General features: G+C 62.9%; 11 protein-coding genes. All 11 read right to left on the bottom strand.

The genetic code is table 11. The annotated features are described in order from the left end of the window. Positions 1-4: 4 nt before the first annotated feature. Complete coding sequence (locus LB552_RS24245) at positions 5-670, bottom strand: O-methyltransferase (protein WP_224610689.1); 666 nt, start codon at positions 668-670, stop codon at positions 5-7. Positions 671-750: 80 nt separating this feature from the next. Continuing rightward, on the bottom strand, positions 751-4,947 hold the full coding sequence (gene rpoC, locus LB552_RS24240) for a DNA-directed RNA polymerase subunit beta' (protein ID WP_224610687.1): 4,197 nt from the start codon (positions 4,945-4,947) through the stop codon (positions 751-753). Between the two features lie 184 nt (positions 4,948-5,131). Further along, positions 5,132-9,268 (bottom strand): DNA-directed RNA polymerase subunit beta, encoded by a 4,137-nt coding sequence (rpoB, locus tag LB552_RS24235; protein ID WP_095765521.1) that lies wholly within the window; start codon positions 9,266-9,268, stop codon positions 5,132-5,134. A 283-nt stretch (positions 9,269-9,551) separates the two neighbouring features. After that, complete coding sequence (gene rplL, locus LB552_RS24230) at positions 9,552-9,932, bottom strand: 50S ribosomal protein L7/L12 (RefSeq protein WP_059189560.1); 381 nt, start codon at positions 9,930-9,932, stop codon at positions 9,552-9,554. 54 nt (positions 9,933-9,986) lie between these two features. Then, positions 9,987-10,505: a 50S ribosomal protein L10 gene (gene rplJ, locus LB552_RS24225; RefSeq protein WP_095765522.1), complete on the bottom strand. Its 519-nt coding sequence runs from the start codon at positions 10,503-10,505 to the stop codon at positions 9,987-9,989. Between the two features lie 3 nt (positions 10,506-10,508). Continuing rightward, a complete protein-coding gene (locus LB552_RS24220) occupies positions 10,509-10,853 on the bottom strand; it encodes a hypothetical protein (protein ID WP_224610685.1) in 345 nt (114 codons plus the stop codon). Positions 10,854-10,909: 56 nt separating this feature from the next. Beyond that, on the bottom strand, positions 10,910-11,608 hold the full coding sequence (gene rplA, locus LB552_RS24215) for a 50S ribosomal protein L1 (protein WP_224532654.1): 699 nt from the start codon (positions 11,606-11,608) through the stop codon (positions 10,910-10,912). Positions 11,609-11,612: 4 nt separating this feature from the next. Then, the gene (rplK, locus tag LB552_RS24210; protein WP_095765524.1) at positions 11,613-12,041 is read right to left on the bottom strand and encodes a 50S ribosomal protein L11; all 429 of its coding nucleotides are present in this window, start codon (positions 12,039-12,041) and stop codon (positions 11,613-11,615) included. A 190-nt stretch (positions 12,042-12,231) separates the two neighbouring features. Next, on the bottom strand, positions 12,232-12,759 hold the full coding sequence (gene nusG / locus LB552_RS24205; RefSeq protein WP_140545994.1) for a transcription termination/antitermination protein NusG: 528 nt from the start codon (positions 12,757-12,759) through the stop codon (positions 12,232-12,234). Positions 12,760-12,786: 27 nt separating this feature from the next. Further along, positions 12,787-12,990 carry a preprotein translocase subunit SecE gene (secE, locus tag LB552_RS24200; protein WP_095765634.1) on the bottom strand — a complete coding sequence of 68 codons (204 nt, stop codon included), beginning with the start codon at positions 12,988-12,990 and terminating at the stop codon, positions 12,787-12,789. A gap of 451 nt (positions 12,991-13,441) precedes the next feature. Beyond that, positions 13,442-13,777, bottom strand: a 336-nt coding sequence (locus tag LB552_RS24195) for an autotransporter outer membrane beta-barrel domain-containing protein (protein WP_224610684.1), incomplete at its 5' end; no start/stop codon positions are given.

Below are 13,777 nucleotides of genomic sequence, written 5' to 3'. Positions count from 1 at the left end.
ATCCTCATTCTACGATCGCGATGGTAAATCCGTCATAGCCCTTGGCGCCGACGGTCTGGATGGCGGTGCCGTCCAGCCGCTTCTCGCCGCCGATGAACGAAAAAGCGGCGCGAGCGCCTTCGACATTGGCGTCGCCGCTGTTCTTTTTCACGACCGCGCCGTCGCGGATGACGTTGTCGCAGACGATGACCGTGCCTGAGCGCGAGAGTTTCATCGCCCAGTCGAGATAATTCGGGTTGTTCGGCTTGTCGGCGTCGATGAAGATCAGGTCGAACGGACCGGCATTTTCCCCTGCCAGCGCGGCAAGCGATTGCAGCGCTGGACCGACCCGCAGGTCGACCTTGTCGGAAACCCCTGCCCGCGCGAAGTTCGAACGCGCGACCTTGGCGTGATGCGGATCGAGCTCCAGCGTCACCACCTTGCCGTCCGCCGGCAATCCTCTTGCCATCCAGATGGTCGAGTAGCCGCCAAGCGTGCCGACCTCCAGCACCTTCTTGGCGCCGCGAATACGCACCAGCAGCGACAGCAACTTGCCCTGCGCGGCCGAGACGTCGATCGCTGGCAGGCCGTGGTCGCGGTTGGCCGCGAGCGTGGCATCCAGCACGGGGTCCGCTTCGAAAAGGGAGGAAACGATGTAGTCGTCGACAGTCGTCCAGGTTTCGCGGCTCATAGCTCTTCCTCGTTGCATCAAGCCAAAATGCGAAAAGGGGCCGCGCGGGCCCCTTTTCTTGTTTTCTCATTTCATCGCGCTTACTGCGCGGCGTTGACCATGTCGGTCAGCATCGGCTCGGCGACCTCTACACCGGAGGCCTTGCGGCGCTCGTCGATGATGAGCTCGTCGCGCGAGGTGGCGATGCGCCTTATCTGGCTCATCGTGCCGCCCGTGCCGGCCGGGATCAGACGGCCGACGATGACGTTTTCCTTCAGGCCCTGCAGCATGTCGGTCTTGCCGGCAACCGCAGCCTCGGTGAGCACCCTGGTCGTCTCCTGGAAGGAGGCGGCCGAGATGAAGGACGGCGTCTGCAGCGAGGCCTTGGTGATGCCAAGCAGCACCGGCTGACCTTCGGCCGGCTTCTTGCCGTCGTCGATCAGGCGCTCGTTGACCTCCTCCAGTTCGATCACATCGACGTGGTCTCCCGGGATGTAGGTCGAATCGCCCTGCGTGGTGATCTCGACCTTCTGCAGCATCTGGCGAACGATCACCTCGATGTGCTTGTCGTTGATCGACACGCCCTGCAGACGGTAGACCTCCTGGATCTCGTTGACGAGGTAGGAGGCAAGCGCCTCCACGCCCTTGATCGCCAGGATGTCGTGCGGCGCCGGATTGCCGTCGAGGATGTAGTCGCCCTTCTCGATGACGTCGCCGTCCTGGAGATGGAACGGCTTGCCCTTCGGGATCAGGTACTCCACCGGCTCGAGCGTCGAGTCATGCGGCTCGATGATGATGCGGCGCTTGTTCTTGTAGTCGCGGCCGAAACGGATCGTGCCATCGATCTCGGCGATGATGGCATGATCCTTCGGACGGCGAGCCTCGAACAGTTCCGCAACGCGCGGCAGACCACCGGTGATGTCCTTGGTCTTGGCGCTTTCCATCGGGATACGCGCCAGCACGTCGCCAGGCTTCACATGCGCGCCCGGCTCGACCGAGAGGATGGCCTCGACCGAAAGCAGGAAGCGTGCATCGCCGCCCTTCGACAGCTTGCCGACCTTGCCCTTGGCGTCCTGGATGGCGATCGCGGGCTTCAGGTCGTTGCCGCGCGGCGTCGAACGCCAGTCGATGACCTCGCGCTTAGTGATGCCGGTCGACTCGTCGGCCGTTTCCTGCACGGAGATGCCGTCGACCAGATCCTCGAACGCCACCCTGCCCTCGATTTCGGTGAGGATCGGGCGGGTATAGGGATCCCACTCGGCGATACGCTGGCCGCGCTTCACCTTGTCGCCATCGTCCACGAAAATACGCGAACCATAGGCGACGCGGTGCGTGGCGCGCTCCTTGCCGGTCTCATCGAGGATGAGCACCGCCATGTTGCGGCCCATGACCATCTGCTGGCCTTCCGAGTTGCGGACCACGTTGCGGTTGCGGATCTGCACCTTGCCCTCATAGGAGGCTTCAAGGAAGGAGGAATCCACCACCTGCGCCGTGCCGCCCATGTGGAACGTACGCATGGTGAGCTGGGTGCCCGGCTCGCCGATCGACTGCGCCGCGATAACGCCGACGGCCTCGCCCTGGTTGACGGGCGTGCCGCGGGCCAGGTCGCGACCGTAGCAGACCGCGCACACACCGGTCCTGACCTCGCAGGTCAGCGCCGAACGGATGCGGACCGACTGCACGCCGGCCTTCTCGATCTGCTCCACATCGCGCTCGTCCATCAACGTTCCGGCCTTGACCAGCAGATCGCCGGTGACCGGATGATTGATGTCGTCGAGCGAAGTGCGGCCCAGCACGCGCTGGCCGACCGAGGCAACGATCTGACCGGCATCGACGATCGGCTGCATGGTGAGGCCCTTGTCGGTGCCGCAATCCACGGAGTTGACGATGCAGTCCTGCGCCACGTCGACGAGGCGGCGGGTGAGGTAACCCGAGTTCGCCGTCTTCAAGGCGGTGTCGGCCAGACCCTTGCGGGCGCCGTGGGTCGAGTTGAAATACTCGAGCACGGTGAGGCCTTCCTTGAAGTTCGAGATGATCGGCGTCTCAATGATTTCACCCGAGGGCTTGGCCATCAGGCCACGCATGCCGGCGAGCTGACGCATCTGGGTGGGCGAACCGCGCGCACCCGAATGCGACATCATGTAGATCGAGTTCATCGGCTTCTGACGGCCGTTGTCCTCGAACTCCACCGCCTTGATGCGCGCCATCATCTCGTCGGCGACCTTCTCCGAGCACTTGGCCCAGGCGTCGACGACCTTGTTGTACTTCTCGCCCTGCGTGATCAGGCCGTCATTGTACTGCTGCTCGTATTCCTTGGCCAAAGCCTCGGTGTCGGAAACGAGCTTCAGCTTGGTGTCCGGGATCAGCATGTCGTCCTTGCCGAACGAAATGCCGGCACGGCAGGCGTGCGCAAAGCCGAGCGCCATGATGCGGTCGCAGAAGATGACCGTCTCCTTCTGACCGCAGTGGCGGTAGACGGTGTCGATCATCTTGGAGATGTTCTTCTTGGTCATCTCCTGGTTGGCGGTCTCATACGGCACGTTGACGTTCTTCGGCAGAAGCTCGCCGATGATCATGCGGCCAGGCGTGGTGTCGTAGATCTTCGACACGACGTTGCCTTCCGCGTCGACGCTGCGGAAGCGGCCCTTGATCTTGGCGTGCAGCGTCACGGCTTTGGTCTCCAGCGCATGCTGGAGCTCGCCCATGTCGGCAAACATCATGCCTTCGCCCGGCTCGTTCTGGTTGACGATCGAGAGATAGTAGAGACCGAGAACCATGTCCTGCGACGGCACGATGATCGGCGCGCCGGAGGCCGGGTGCAGGATGTTGTTGGTCGACATCATCAGCACGCGGGCTTCAAGCTGCGCTTCCAGGGACAGCGGCACGTGGACCGCCATCTGGTCGCCGTCGAAGTCGGCGTTGAAGGCGGTGCAGACCAGCGGGTGCAGCTGGATCGCCTTGCCTTCGATCAAGATCGGCTCGAACGCCTGGATGCCGAGGCGGTGCAGCGTCGGCGCCCGGTTCAAGAGCACCGGATGCTCGCGGATGACCTCGTCGAGGATATCCCAAACCTCCGGACGCTCCTTCTCGACCAGCTTCTTCGCCTGCTTGACGGTAGAGGAGAAACCCTTGGCGTCGAGGCGGGCGTAGATGAAGGGCTTGAAGAGCTCCAGCGCCATCTTCTTCGGCAGGCCGCACTGATGCAGCTTGAGCTCCGGACCGGTCACGATGACCGAGCGGCCGGAATAGTCGACGCGCTTGCCGAGCAGGTTCTGGCGGAACCGGCCCTGCTTGCCCTTCAGCATGTCGGACAGCGACTTCAGCGGACGCTTGTTGGCGCCGGTGATGACGCGGCCGCGACGGCCGTTGTCGAACAGCGCATCGACGGCTTCCTGCAGCATGCGCTTTTCGTTGCGCACGATGATGCCGGGCGCGCGCAGCTCGATCAGCCGCTTCAGGCGGTTGTTGCGGTTGATGACGCGGCGGTAGAGGTCGTTGAGGTCCGACGTGGCGAAGCGGCCGCCGTCCAGCGGGACAAGCGGGCGCAGGTCCGGCGGGATCACCGGAACCACCTTCATGATCATCCATTCCGGACGGTTGCCGGATTCCATGAAGTTCTCGACGACCTTGAGCCGCTTCAGGTATTTCTTCTGCTTGAGCTCGGACGTGGTCGAGGCCAGCTCCGAACGCAGGTCGCCGGCAATCTTCTCCAGGTCCATGCCGGCCAGAAGGTCATGAATGGCCTCAGCGCCGATCATGGCGGTGAAAGAATCCTCGCCGTACTCGTCGACGGCAATCATGTACTCTTCCTCGCTGAGGAGCTGGTTCTCCTTCAGCGCGGTGAGGCCCGGCTCGGTGACGATGTAGTTTTCGAAGTAGAGCACGCGCTCGATGTCCTTGAGCGTCATGTCGAGCAGCGTGCCGATGCGCGAAGGCAGCGACTTCAGGAACCAGATATGGGCGACGGGCGCGGCGAGCTCGATATGGCCCATGCGCTCGCGGCGAACGCGCGACAGCGTGACCTCGACGCCGCACTTTTCGCAGATGACGCCCTTGTACTTCATGCGCTTGTACTTGCCGCACAGGCACTCATAGTCCTTGATCGGGCCAAAAATGCGCGCGCAGAACAGGCCGTCACGCTCCGGCTTGAAGGTGCGGTAGTTGATGGTCTCCGGCTTCTTGATCTCGCCGAACGACCAGGACAGAATCTTCTCTGGGCTGGCAAGCGAGATCCGGATGGAATCGAACACCTGCGCAGGCGCCTGCGGATTGAAGAGATTCATGACCTCTTGGTTCATGCCGTTCTCCTTTTCGGGGTCCTCGATAACCCCTTGCATCGATCGCGGACGAAATGTCCGCAGACTGGCCGGTCGAACCGGCCGAAGACTTCTTGGTTGAGCATGATCGCGGCCGAAAACCGGTAACCGCTTTTCGGGATCATGCTCAGGGCGCGCCGCGCTTAGAACGCGGCGCGCCAATGCCTTACTCGGCTGCGTCGGGCAGACGCGTCGGGGTCTCTTCGACCTGGGTGTTCTCCAGCTCGACATTGAGGCCGAGCGAGCGCATTTCCTTGACGAGAACGTTGAAGCTCTCGGGGATGCCCGCCTCGAACGTGTCGTCGCCGCGCACGATCGCCTCGTAGACCTTGGTGCGGCCGGCGACGTCGTCCGACTTCACCGTCAGCATTTCCTGCAGCGTGTAGGCCGCGCCGTAGGCTTCGAGCGCCCAGACCTCCATTTCGCCGAAGCGCTGACCGCCGAACTGCGCCTTGCCGCCCAGCGGCTGCTGGGTGACGAGCGAGTACGGACCGATCGAACGCGCGTGGATCTTGTCGTCCACCAGGTGATGCAGCTTGAGCATATAGATATAGCCCATCGTCACCTTGCGATCGAACGGCTCGCCAGTGCGGCCGTCATAGAGCTGCGACTGACCGCTGGTGTGCAGGCCAGCCTGCTCCAGCATGGTGTTGATGTCGGCCTCATGCGCGCCGTCGAACACCGGTGTCGCGATCGAGACGCCGCGGCGCATCTGCTCGCTCAGGCGAACGATGCTCTCGTCGTCATACTCGCGGATCGGCTCGTTGCGGTCGTTGGCCGGCATGAAGCTTTCCAGCGTCTTGCGCAGCGGCTTGATGTCGCCGCCACCCTTGTACGCGTCGATCAGCTCGCCGATCTTCCTGCCCATGCCGGCGCAAGCCCAGCCCAGATGCGTTTCCAGGATCTGGCCGACATTCATGCGGCTCGGCACACCCAGCGGGTTGAGCACGATATCGGCATGCGTGCCGTCCTCGAGGAAAGGCATGTCCTCGACCGGAACGATGCGCGACACGACACCCTTGTTGCCGTGACGACCGGCCATCTTGTCGCCCGGCTGCATCTTGCGCTTCACCGCCACGAAGACCTTGACCATCTTCATGACGCCCGGAGGCATTTCGTCGCCGCGCTGCACCTTCTCGACCTTGTCCATGAAGCGCTGCTCGAGCGCCTTCTTGGACTCGTCATACTGGCCGCGCAGAGCCTCGAGCTCGCCCTGGAGCTTCTCGTTCTCCACGGCGAACTGCCACCACTGCGAACGCGGATACTCGTCGAGCGTGTCCTTCGACAGCTTCGAGCCCTTCTTGAAGCCCTTCGGTCCGGCGATCGCCTCCTTGCCGACCAGCACGTCGGAAAGACGCGCATAGACGTTGCGGTCGAGGATCGCCTGCTCGTCGTCGCGGTCCTTGGCCAGACGCTCGATCTCCTCGCGCTCGATCGCCATCGCGCGCTCGTCCTTCTCCACGCCGTGGCGGTTGAAGACGCGCACTTCGACGACCGTGCCGAAGGTGCCCGGAGGCATGCGCATGGAGGTGTCGCGAACGTCCGAGGCCTTTTCGCCGAAGATGGCGCGCAGGAGCTTTTCTTCCGGCGTCATCGGGCTTTCGCCCTTCGGCGTGATCTTGCCGACCAGGATGTCGCCCGGCTGCACTTCAGCACCGATATAGACAATGCCGGCCTCGTCGAGGTTCTTCAGCGCCTCTTCCGAAACGTTCGGAATGTCGCGCGTGATTTCCTCCGGCCCGAGCTTGGTGTCGCGCGCCATGACCTCGAATTCCTCGATATGGATCGAGGTGAAGACGTCGTCGGCCACGATGCGCTCGGAGAGCAGGATCGAGTCCTCGTAGTTGTAGCCGTTCCACGGCATAAACGCGACCAGCACGTTGCGGCCGAGCGCCAGATCGCCGAGCTCGGTCGACGGACCGTCGGCAATGATGTCGCCCTTGTTGACGCGGTCGCCCATGCGCACCAGCGGACGCTGGTTGATGCAGGTGTTCTGGTTCGAACGCTGGAACTTCATCAGCCGGTAGATATCGACGCCGGATTTGCCGGGATCGAGATCTTCCGTGGCGCGGATGACGATACGGGTGGCGTCCACCTGGTCGACCACGCCGCCGCGGCGGGCGCCGATGGCAGCGCCCGAGTCACGGGCGACGACCGGCTCCATGCCGGTGCCGACGAACGGCGCTTCGGCGCGCACCAGCGGCACGGCCTGACGCTGCATGTTCGAGCCCATCAGCGCGCGGTTGGCGTCGTCGTTCTCGAGGAACGGGATGAGCGCCGCCGCGACGGACACCATCTGCTTCGGCGAGACGTCCATCAGGTCGACGTTCTCGCGCGGCGCCATCATCACTTCGCCAGCATTACGGCAAATGACGAACTCGTCGACAAAACTGCCGTTCTTGTCGAGCTCGGCGTTGGCCTGCGCGACATAGTGCTTGGCCTCTTCCATCGCCGACAGGTAGACAACCTCGTTGGTCAGCTTGCCGCCCACGATCTTGCGGTACGGGCTTTCGATGAAGCCGTATTTGTTGACGCGCGCAAAAGTGGCCAAAGAGTTGATCAGACCGATATTCGGGCCTTCCGGCGTCTCGATCGGGCAGATGCGGCCGTAATGCGTCGGATGCACGTCACGCACCTCGAAGCCGGCGCGCTCGCGGGTCAGACCGCCCGGTCCAAGCGCCGACAGGCGACGCTTGTGGGTGATCTCCGAGAGCGGGTTGGTCTGGTCCATGAACTGCGACAGCTGCGAGGAACCGAAGAACTCACGCACGGCGGCGGCCGCCGGCTTGGCGTTGATCAGGTCCTGCGGCATGACCGTGTCGATCTCGATCGAGGACATGCGTTCCTTGATCGCGCGCTCCATGCGCAGTAGCCCGACGCGGTACTGGTTCTCCATCAACTCGCCGACCGAACGCACGCGGCGGTTGCCGAGATTGTCGATGTCGTCGATCTCGCCCTTGCCGTCACGCAGCTCGACCAGCGTCTTGACCACGGCCAGGATATCTTCCTTGCGCAGGACGCGCACGGTGTCCTCAGCCTTGAGCTCGAGGCGCATGTTCATCTTGACGCGGCCTACGGCCGACAGATCGTAGCGCTCGCTGTCGAAGAACAGCGAGTTGAACATGGCTTCGGCGGTCTCGAGCGTCGGCGGCTCGCCCGGGCGCATGACACGGTAGATGTCGAACAGCGCGTCCTGGCGGCTCTCGTTCTTGTCGACGTTGAGCGTGTTGCGGATGTAGGCGCCGACATTGACGTGGTCGATGTCCAGGATCTGGATCTCGTCCTCGCCGGTGCTGAGCAGCACCTTCAGGGTCTTGTCGTCGATCTCGTCGCCGGCTTCGAGGAAGATCTCGCCGGTGCCGTAGTTGACGATGTCCTCGGCAAGGTAGTTGCCAAGCAGGTCCTCGTCGGTCGCCTTGATGGCCTTGAGACCCTTCTCGCCGAGCTGACGTGCCTGGCGGGCGGTGATCTTCTTGCCTTGCTCGACCACGATCTCGCCGGTGTCGGCGTCGACCAGGTCGCCGACGGCCTTGAGGCCGCGGAAACGCTCGACGTTGAACGGAATCCGCCAGTGGTCGCCGGCGCGCTTGTAGGTGATCTTGTTGTAGAAGGTCGACAGGATCTCCTCGCCGTCCATGCCGAGCGCCATCAGCAGCGACGTCACCGGGATCTTGCGGCGGCGGTCGATGCGGGCATGCACGACATCCTTGGAGTCGAACTCGATGTCGAGCCACGAACCGCGATAGGGAATGACACGCGCGGCAAACAGAAGCTTGCCCGACGAGTGCGACTTGCCCTTGTCATGGTCGAAGAAGACGCCCGGCGAACGGTGCATCTGCGAGACGATGACGCGCTCGGTGCCGTTGACGATGAAGGTGCCGTTCGACGTCATGAGCGGCATGTCGCCCATGTAGACGTCCTGCTCCTTGATGTCCTTGATCGACTTGGCGCCGGTATCCTCGTCGATATCGAACACGATGAGGCGCAGCGTCACCTTCAGCGGCGCAGCATAGGTCAGGTCGCGCTGACGGCATTCGTCAACGTCGAATTTCGGTGCCTCGAACTCGTACTTCACGAACTCCAGCATCGAGGAGCCGGAAAAGTCGGAGATCGGGAAGACCGACTTGAAAACGGCCTGCAGTCCTTCGTCCGGACGGCCGCCCTTGGGCTCGTCCACCATCAGGAACTGATCATAGGATGCCTTCTGGACCTCAATGAGGTTCGGCATCTCCGCAACTTCCGGGATCTTTCCGAAGAACTTGCGTACGCGTCTGCGGCCATTGAAAGTCTGGGTCTGGGCCATCGTCGCTCCTTAGCTATAAACTCGGGACGAACCTCGCCGCGGCTCGCCTTGCACCAACGGGCTGCCTCGGCGGCTGCCCCTATCTGTTTTTCCGGCCGCCCCTGCCAATTTCTTGGGCCAATCGCTTGGCGGCTACCGGCTAAAACGGGAGAAAACCCGTTTCCGGAAGGCCGCTTTTCGGCCCTCAGGAAAGAGGTTTTCAAACGCCTCGCGTGACAGAACCCTCCCTCAGTCCAAGGGAGGGGGCGGACGGCGCGAGACCGTCCGCCCTCGCCTAACAGGCTTACTTCAGCTCGACCTTGGCGCCAGCTGCTTCCAGCTGAGCCTTGAACTTGTCGGCGTCGGCCTTGGAAACGCCTTCCTTGACCGGCTTCGGAGCCGCTTCGACCAGGTCCTTGGCTTCCTTGAGGCCAAGGCCGGTGATGGCGCGGACTTCCTTGATGACGTTGATCTTCTGGGCGCCGGCATCGGCGAGAACGACGTCGAATTCCGTCTTCTCTTCAGCCGGAGCAGCGGCAGCGGCACCAGCGCCGCCGGCAGCGGCAACCGCCACCGGAGCGGCGGCCGAAACGCCCCACTTCTCTTCCAGGAGCTTCGACAGCTCGGCCGCCTCGAGGACGGTCAGCTTCGAAAGGTCGTCTACGATCTTTGCAAGATCAGCCATTTTTGTATTCCTTCACTAGGTTCGAACGTGTGTTGTTGACAGCGAGGAACGGCCTCATGCCGCCTCGTCCTTCCGGGCGTAAGCGCCGATGACACGCGCGACCGAAGCCGCGGGCGCATTGACGATCTGGGCGATCCGGGTAGCCGGCGTGGCGATCATGCCAACCAGCTTGGCGCGCAGCTCGTCGAGCGACGGTAGTGTGGCGAGTGCCTTCACACCGTCGGCGTCGAGCGAGGTCGCACCCATCGCGCCACCGAGAATGATCAACTTGTCATTCCCCTTGGCGAAATCGGACGCGACCTTCGGCGCCGCAATCGGATCCTCCGAATAAGCGACCAGCGTCTGTCCCTTGAACAGATCGATGATCGATGCGGAGTCCGTGCCCTGAAGAGCGATCTTGGCGAGACGGTTCTTCGCGACTTTGACGGTGCCACCGGCGGCGCGCATCTTCGACCGAAGGTCGTTCATTTGCGCGACGGTGATACCGGCGTAGTGGGCCACGACGACTGAACCAGCGCTTGAAAACGCATCATTCAGGCCCGTGACGAGTTCGCGTTTTTCCGCTCTGTCCACTGCCTATCTCCAGTTGACCCCTGCCCCATTGACGAGGTCAGGCGTCGGTTGCCTTTTGCCGGCCGGGCCATCCAGTAACGGATCGCCCGAACGACGCTCGAGGATCCTGCCCCCTTTCGCCACACCAGCCGGCACGCCGGATAGTGCGCAGACAAAAGGCAAACACGGTTCGAACCTTTCATTGGAGCTTGGCTCCTTTGTCCGGTCTTCACCCGTCTCATGCAGGCCCAATCGAATTAAGGCTTTTGGGCCGCCTGCAATCTCGGACAGGATATCCGGAAACCTTTCGGCTTCCGGGTACCGGGCCGCCGACGGATCGGCGGTCCGGAATTCTTTCTTCTGGAGCATGTTCCCGCTTTTCGGGATCATGCCCTAGCGATCGGCCTTACCCGATCGGCCGACACTTACGACGCGGCGAGCGTCGCGATGTCGAGCTTGAGGCCAGGGCCCATCGTCGAGGTGACCGACACCTTCTTGACGTAGTTGCCCTTGGCGCCCGCGGGCTTGGCCTTGGTCACCGCGTCGGCGAAGGCGCGGACATTTTCTTCCAGCGCCTTGACGTCGAACGAGACCTTGCCGACGCCGGCCTGGACGATGCCGGCCTTCTCGACGCGGAACTCGACGGCGCCGCCTTTCGAAGCCTTGACGGCCGCGGCCACATCGGTGGTCACAGTGCCGACCTTCGGGTTCGGCATCATGCCACGCGGGCCGAGAACCTTACCCAGACGACCGACCAGCGGCATCATGTCCGGCGTGGCGATGCAGCGATCGAAATCGATCGTGCCCTTCTGGACGATGTCGACAAGGTCCTCGGCGCCGACGATATCGGCGCCGGCGGCCTTGGCTTCCTCGGCCTTGTCGCCACGCGCAAACACGGCGACACGCACCGAGCGGCCGGTGCCGTTCGGCAGGTTGACCACGCCGCGAACCATCTGGTCGGCATGGCGCGGATCGACGCCGAGGTTCATCGAGATCTCGACGGTCTCGTCGAACTTCACCGCGGACCGGTCCTTGAGCAGCTGCAGCGCCTCGGAGAGGCCGTAAGCCTTGTTCGGATCGATGCCTTCGCGGCTCTTGGCAACACGCTTTGCAATCTTTGCCATAATCTTAGCCCACCACTTCCAGGCCCATCGAGCGGGCGGAACCCTCGACCATGCGCATGGCCGCCTCGACGTCGTTTGCGTTCAGGTCCTTCATCTTCTGCTCGGCGATCGCGCGCACCTTGTCGCGGCTGATCGTGCCGGCCTTGACCTTGCCCGGCTCCTTGGAGCCCGACTTCAGGTTGGCGGCCTTCTTCAGGAAGTAGCTCACCGGCGGCGTCTTCATGACGAAGGTGAACGACTTGTCCTGGTAGTAGGTGATGACGACCGGTATCGGCGATCCCTTCTCGAGCTCCTGGGTCTGCGCGTTGAACGCCTTGCAGAATTCCATGATGTTGATGCCGCGCTGACCAAGCGCCGGGCCGATCGGGGGCGACGGCGTGGCCGAGCCCGCGGCAACCTGGAGCTTGAGCTGGCCTGCAACTTTCTTAGCCATCTCTATTCCTGCCTTTTCTCATGCCGGCCCCGTTACCCGGGAAACGCGGCGGTTGCAGTCTGGTGGTGCGGTTCCGACGGCCGGCTATGCCGCCTTCGCCTCCCACCCGTTCATGCGGCGTCTGTTCACGCCGCCTCCCGACGCCTTACGGCGCGGTATCCCGACGCCCTTTCGGGCGCGGGTATGCGGATCAGCCCTTTTCGACCTGCCCGAACTCCAGATCGACGGGCACGGCGCGCCCGAAGATCGAAACTTCCACCTTGAGGCGAGCCCGCTCCTCATCCACCTCCTGGACGACGCCGTTGAACGACGCGAAAGGACCGTCCGAAACGCGGATCGCCTCGCCGATCTCGAAGGTGACCGAAGGCTTCGGCCGCTCGACGCCTTCCTGGACCTGGTTCAGGATGCGCTGCGCCTCGGTCTCGGTGATCGGCACGGGCTTGGAGTCGCCCAGGAAGCCGGTGACCTTCGGCGTGTTCTTGACCAGCGAGAACACGGCGTCGGTCAGATTTGCCTTCAAGAGCACGTAGCCCGGGAAGAACTTGCGCTCGGCATCGACCTTGCGGCCGCGACGGATCTCGACGACCTTCTCGGTCGGGACCACGATCTGCTCAATGTCCCCGGACAAGCCCTTCTGCTTGGCCTTGTTCTCGATGTCCTCGGCGACCTTCTTCTCGAAGTTCGAATAGGCGTGGACGATATACCACCGCGCAGTCATTTCACGACCTCTCCGTAATCCGCCGAATTAATGCCCGAGACCCAGGATCCACTCGATCGCATAGCCCATCAGAATATCGGCAGCGAAGAAGAACAGCATCGCGATCACCGCGAATATCAGGACCATCACGGTCGAGATCATGGTTTCGCGCCGCGAAGGCCATGTCACCTTGGCCGTCTCCGCGCGAACCTGCTGGAGAAAGGTGAAGGGATTAGTGGTTTTCGAAGCCATGCGCCGCCTGTTTTCGAGACCCGTTGGCCGGGCCTCCTGGATGATCCCGCTGACCGGGACGTGCCGCCTGGGCTCATGCGGCGCGAACCAGCGCCGCTATTTCACCCACGCAAATCAGACGCGTAAAGCCGGCTTCCCAGCTCCACGCGTCGCGTGTCTGTCTTGTCTACATAAAACCGATTCTTAATCCACGCAAGTGGCAAGGGTCCGCTTTATGTCTCAACGCCGCCTCGGAACCATCCAGTCGTCCCGTCCCGGCTATACGGGGCTTATGCCCCAATTCCTGCCATATGGCAAGCCGTCCGCCGATTTTCAACGCCGGAGCGGCCGCTCATCGGCTTGCGACCCGGGAAAATGGCACGGGCAGCAGGGCTTCGGATTTGCGACTTGCGGTTTTGGAGACCGAACAATCTACCGGCGGACAGCTTTGTCCGGTGCCCCGCTGACGCTGCTACCAGTGCACGCTGAAGCCGAGCTTGCCGCTGACGACATTGCTGTCGCCGAAGCTCGCCAGGCTGGTCTTGGCCAGCGCCTCGCCATAGACCGAGTACTTGCCGTCGCCGAAGTCGAGCGAGCCGCCGAGGCCGACGCCGCCCCAGAATTTCTGGTTTTGGCTGGAAAGCTTCACGCCCGAGACATCGACATCGGTTCCGTCGAGGAAGTCGTAATAAAGGTTGGCGATGCCATAGACATGCGCCCGGCTCACCTGCCCGGCGCTGTCGGCCCACTGGTCCTCATAGTCGGCCGAGATGCCGAGGCGGCCGATCAGGCTGTCGCCGCTGCCGGG

This window comes from Mesorhizobium sp. CA7 (genome assembly GCF_020165015.1).
Taxonomy (GTDB): Bacteria; Pseudomonadota; Alphaproteobacteria; order Rhizobiales; family Rhizobiaceae; genus Mesorhizobium.
This window is presented reverse-complemented; position numbering and strand designations above follow the sequence as displayed.

Coding starts and splice junctions, on each gene's coding strand:
- rpoC (WP_224610687.1), bottom strand. CDS start 4,947: ATGAACCAAGAGGTCATGAATCTCTTCAATCCGCAGGCGCCTGCGCAG.
- rplA (WP_224532654.1), bottom strand. CDS start 11,608: ATGGCAAAGATTGCAAAGCGTGTTGCCAAGAGCCGCGAAGGCATCGAT.
- nusG (WP_140545994.1), bottom strand. CDS start 12,759: ATGACTGCGCGGTGGTATATCGTCCACGCCTATTCGAACTTCGAGAAG.
- LB552_RS24245 (WP_224610689.1), bottom strand. CDS start 670: ATGAGCCGCGAAACCTGGACGACTGTCGACGACTACATCGTTTCCTCC.
- rplL (WP_059189560.1), bottom strand. CDS start 9,932: ATGGCTGATCTTGCAAAGATCGTAGACGACCTTTCGAAGCTGACCGTC.
- secE (WP_095765634.1), bottom strand. CDS start 12,990: ATGGCTTCGAAAACCACTAATCCCTTCACCTTTCTCCAGCAGGTTCGC.
- rplK (WP_095765524.1), bottom strand. CDS start 12,041: ATGGCTAAGAAAGTTGCAGGCCAGCTCAAGCTCCAGGTTGCCGCGGGC.
- LB552_RS24220 (WP_224610685.1), bottom strand. CDS start 10,853: ATGCTCCAGAAGAAAGAATTCCGGACCGCCGATCCGTCGGCGGCCCGG.
- rpoB (WP_095765521.1), bottom strand. CDS start 9,268: ATGGCCCAGACCCAGACTTTCAATGGCCGCAGACGCGTACGCAAGTTC.